Source organism: Streptomyces sp. NPDC057136 (assembly GCF_042670885.1).
GTDB lineage: Bacteria > Actinomycetota > Actinomycetes > Streptomycetales > Streptomycetaceae > Streptomyces.
The window spans coordinates 1-4,116 of record NZ_JBHUUV010000091.1; the positions used below are offsets into that span (position 1 = coordinate 1).

At 65.8% G+C, this 4,116-nt stretch carries 1 protein-coding gene and 1 pseudogene; one reads left to right on the plus strand and one right to left on the minus strand.

Annotated features, from left to right (window positions below; genetic code table 11):
• Nucleotides 1-109: 109 nt before the first annotated feature.
• A pseudogene (locus ACFT7S_RS38540) lies at nucleotides 110-400 on the minus strand (transposase); the annotation flags it as partial.
• 466 nt (nucleotides 401-866) lie between these two features.
• Between ACFT7S_RS38540 and ACFT7S_RS38545 the strand changes: the two are divergent.
• Nucleotides 867-2,933 carry a discoidin domain-containing protein gene (locus ACFT7S_RS38545; protein WP_382741199.1) on the plus strand — a complete coding sequence of 689 codons (2,067 nt, stop codon included), beginning with the start codon at nucleotides 867-869 and terminating at the stop codon, nucleotides 2,931-2,933.
• Nucleotides 2,934-4,116 lie beyond the last annotated feature (1,183 nt).

A 4,116-nucleotide genomic window follows, 5' to 3' on the forward strand; every position in this document is an offset into this window, starting at 1 on the left:
CTGCCAGGACTTCATCCGGAATCGCCACAACAGCCCAACTACATGGCGCCACCGAGGTGTCGGCCGAAACCGGCACTAGTTGAATTACGGGTCCTCACCAGCGCGTCTCCCCGGCGAAATACTTGGCCGCCTTCCGCAGGATCTCGCGTTCCTCCTCCAGCTCACGGACCTTCTTGCGCAGAGCGGTGTTCTCCGCCTCCAGCGGCGTGGGCGGCTCCGTCGGCGCCTCCGCCCGACGTCCCCGTGGCCGGCTCGCTCCGGCCGCCCGGACCCAGTTCCGCAACGTCTCCGGGTTGACCCCCAGATCAGCGGCGACCGACCTGATCGTCGCTTCCGGCCGCGACTCGTACAACGCGACCGCGTCCGCCTTGAACTCCGGCGGATAGTGCTTCATGACCACGGGACATCCGTTTCTCCTGGACCTTCAATCCAAGTGTCTCGGGTGTCCAGGATCCGGGGTCAAGGCCCGAACTGTCGGAGACGCTTGCCGGCTTCCGAACCCTTCTCGCTAAAAACCCCTAACGAAATGATCTTCAAGGTGTTGAGATCACTCACGGACTGATGATCTGGGTGGCTCGGCCGAAGCCGTGGGAGTCGATGACGAGTTTTGGCGGTGGTCGAACCGCTGTTGCCCAAGGTCGAGCGTCGGACCCGGTATAGAGCCGGTGCAGGCTCTGCAGCACCACCGTCGAGGCCAGGACCTGCGGCGGCAGCGACGGCCGCCCGTTCGCCGACGACAGGCGGGCATAAGTTCACCGGAACTGATGAGTCATCAGTTCTGGGGTCCCGGGCCATTGACTCCGCTACCAGCGGTCGCGATCCTCAACTCACCAGTAACCAAATGGACATGTCAATCAAGGTGAGTGATGGCCATGGTTCAACCTCCGCGCCGCAGACTCAGATCCCTCACGGTGGTGTCACTGCTCCTCACCGTGATGGCCCTGGTACTCGGTCCGATACCCAGCTCCGCGGCGGATCCCGGCTGGTGGACCCCCGCCGCGCGGCCCACGCCCGACTCGCAGATCAACGTCACGGGCGAGCCCTTCAAGGGCACCGACGCCCAGGGGCGCGTAAGGGGCTTCGTCGACGCCCACGACCACATCATGTCCAACGAGGGCTTCGGCGGCCGGCTGATCTGCGGCAAGCCGTTCTCGGAGCAGGGCGTCGCTGACGCGCTGAGGGACTGCCCCGAGCACTACCCCGACGGCACGCTCGCCATCTTCGACTTCATCACGAAGGGCGGCGACGGCAAGCACGACCCCAACGGGTGGCCGACGTTCAAGGACTGGCCCGCCCACGACTCGCTGACCCACCAGCAGAACTACTACGCCTGGATCGAGCGGGCCTGGCGCGGCGGCCAGCGGGTTCTGGTCAACGACCTGGTCACCAACGGGCTGATCTGCTCGGTCTACTTCTTCAAGGACCGCGGCTGCGACGAGATGACCGCCATCCGTCTCGAGGCGCAGAAGTCGTACGACATGCAGGCCTTCATCGACAAGATGTACGGCGGCCCCGGCAAGGGCTGGTTCCGCATCGTCACCGACAGCGCCCAGGCCCGCGAGGTCATCGAGCAGGGCAAGCTGGCCGTCGTCCTGGGCGTTGAGACTTCCGAGCCGTTCGGCTGCAAGCAGATCCTGGACATCGCGCAGTGCTCCAAGGAGGACATAGACCGGGGCCTGGACGAGCTGCACAAGCTGGGCGTGCGCAGCATGTTCCTGTGCCACAAGTTCGACAACGCCCTGTGCGGGGTGCGCTTCGACTCCGGCGCACTCGGTACGGCGATCAACGTGGGGCAGTTCCTGTCGACCGGCACCTTCTGGAAGACGGAGACCTGTCGCGGGCTGCAACACGACAACCCCATCGGCAATGCGGTGGCGGCGGAGGCGGAGAAGCAGCTGCCGACCGGGGTGGCCGTGCCCTCGTACGCTTCGGGCGCGCAGTGCAACACCCGCGGGCTGACCGACCTGGGTGAGTACGCGGTGCGCGGCATGATGAAGCGCAAGATGATGCTGGAGATCGACCACATGAGCGTCAAGGCCGCGGGTCAGGCCTTCGACATCCTCGAATCCGAGTCGTACCCGGGCATCATCTCCTCGCACAGCTGGATGGACCTGGGCTGGACCGAGCGGCTCTACAAGCTCGGCGGGTTCATCGGCCAGTACATGAGCGGCTCGGAGGCGTTCAGCGCGGAGGCCAAGCGCACGGACGAGCTACGCGAGAAGTACGGGGTCGGCTACGGTTACGGCACCGACATGAACGGTGTCGGCGGCTGGCCGGGCCCGCGGGGCGGGGACACTCCGAACCCGGTGAAGTACCCCTTCCGCAGCACGGACGGCGGCTCGGTGATCGATAAGCAGACCACCGGCGAGCGCACTTGGGACTTCAACACCAATGGCGCGGCGCACTACGGCATGGTCCCGGACTGGATTGAGGACATCCGGATCGTCGGCGGCCAGGATGTCGTGGACGACCTCTTCGCGGGCGCCGAGTCCTACCTCCGCACCTGGGGGAACTCCGAGAAACACAAGTCCGGGGTGAACCTGGCCTCGGGTGCGGCCGCCTCGGCGTCCACGTCGGAATGGTGGAACCCGTTCGTCAGCTTCGCGCCCGGCCTGGCCGTGGACGGCGACAAGGGCACCCGCTGGGCCAGCGAGTGGAACAACGACCAGTGGCTGCGGATCGACCTCGGATCCGCGAACCTGGTCAAGCGCGTCACCCTCGACTGGGAGGCGGCGTACGGGAAGTCGTACCGCGTCGAGCTGTCGGCCGACGGCACGAACTGGCAGACGGCGTGGTCCACGACCGCTGGTGACGGCGGCCTGGACACAGCGCGGTTCGCCGGAACTCCGGCACGCTACGTACGGGTCCAGGGGCTGGAGCGCGGCACCCAGTGGGGCTACTCACTCCACGAGGTCGGCGTCTACAGCGACTGACGGCACCGGAGGGCGGTGTCCAGGGCCGGGGCCGGCGGATCAGCTCTCCTGATCCGCCAGTCCCGGCTGACTTCCCGGCGCGTTCACCGGCGTGCCACGCAGAGCGAAGGGATGCCCAATGAGAATTGTTCATCCTGATTCTGTACGAGCGGCCCGCCTTCTTCCCGCTCAGGCGGCCACGAGTGCGCTGAAGTCGCCGTCGAGGTGGGCGCCGTAGTCGTCGATACTTGGGAGGCATGTCTGTCCCCAGCCGTAGCGGCGAGCCCGCTGACCTGCAAAGGAGCCCCATGCGTTCCCAAGATGCGAGAGGGGCGTTCCTGGGACTTACTGGGGCGGGCCGCTGACCTGCGGTTTCGGAGTTTTCCGCAAGGCCCGGTAGCGGGTGGACTCTGCGGCGCCCATCACGGTCAGTGGCAGGCCGATCTCGTTGTTGAACGGAGCCGGGGGTGGCGACGGTCTCGCCGTGGTGGCTGAGGACCTGGCGACAAGAAGGCTCACTACATCGCCGTGATCAAGGCGAATTAGCCGCTGCTGCACCAACACCTGAAACGGGCGGGACGTGCCGCTGCTGGGCAAGACCCGCGCCACCGCACACTTATACGTCATGTACCCGTCCGTGGCGGAACGTGGGACGCTGGGTGGTTCCGGGCCTTGGCACTTGGGAGCCCCGGATGAACAAGCCCAGGTATTTGAGGGCCTTGGGGAGTAGGAGGCTTGTCTCCACCGTGTAGTCATCCCAGACGGGGTGACCCGGCCACTGCATGACCATGTGCAGGAGGAGAAGCGAGCGAGAACGAGTCTCCTTGTATTCATCCGGCAGGAGCATGATCGCGCTGCTGACGGTTGTGATCCGGGTCTGCCGTTCCCGATTCCATACACCTCGGGACTGGACGGTGCCTCGCCCGTAAGCCGGCTCGGTCTCCAGGAACATCTTGAGCTGCGTGATGCTGTCGAAGGCGCACTGGGCATTGGCCCTGGCCAAGGCGAGGTTGGCGGCCTTGTTGCTGCTCTTGGCCTGGAGTCAGGAACCAAACATGGTGAAGAGGCCACCGGCCAGGGCGCCCAGCAGGGCGGCGCCGAACTCCGTTGGGTGTGGATCCTTTCGAGGGAGGGCTGACCAGGGAGGTCCTTGTAGCGACGTTCAACACTGTGTCCGCGCTTCCATGAAAGCTCAGCTCGCCGG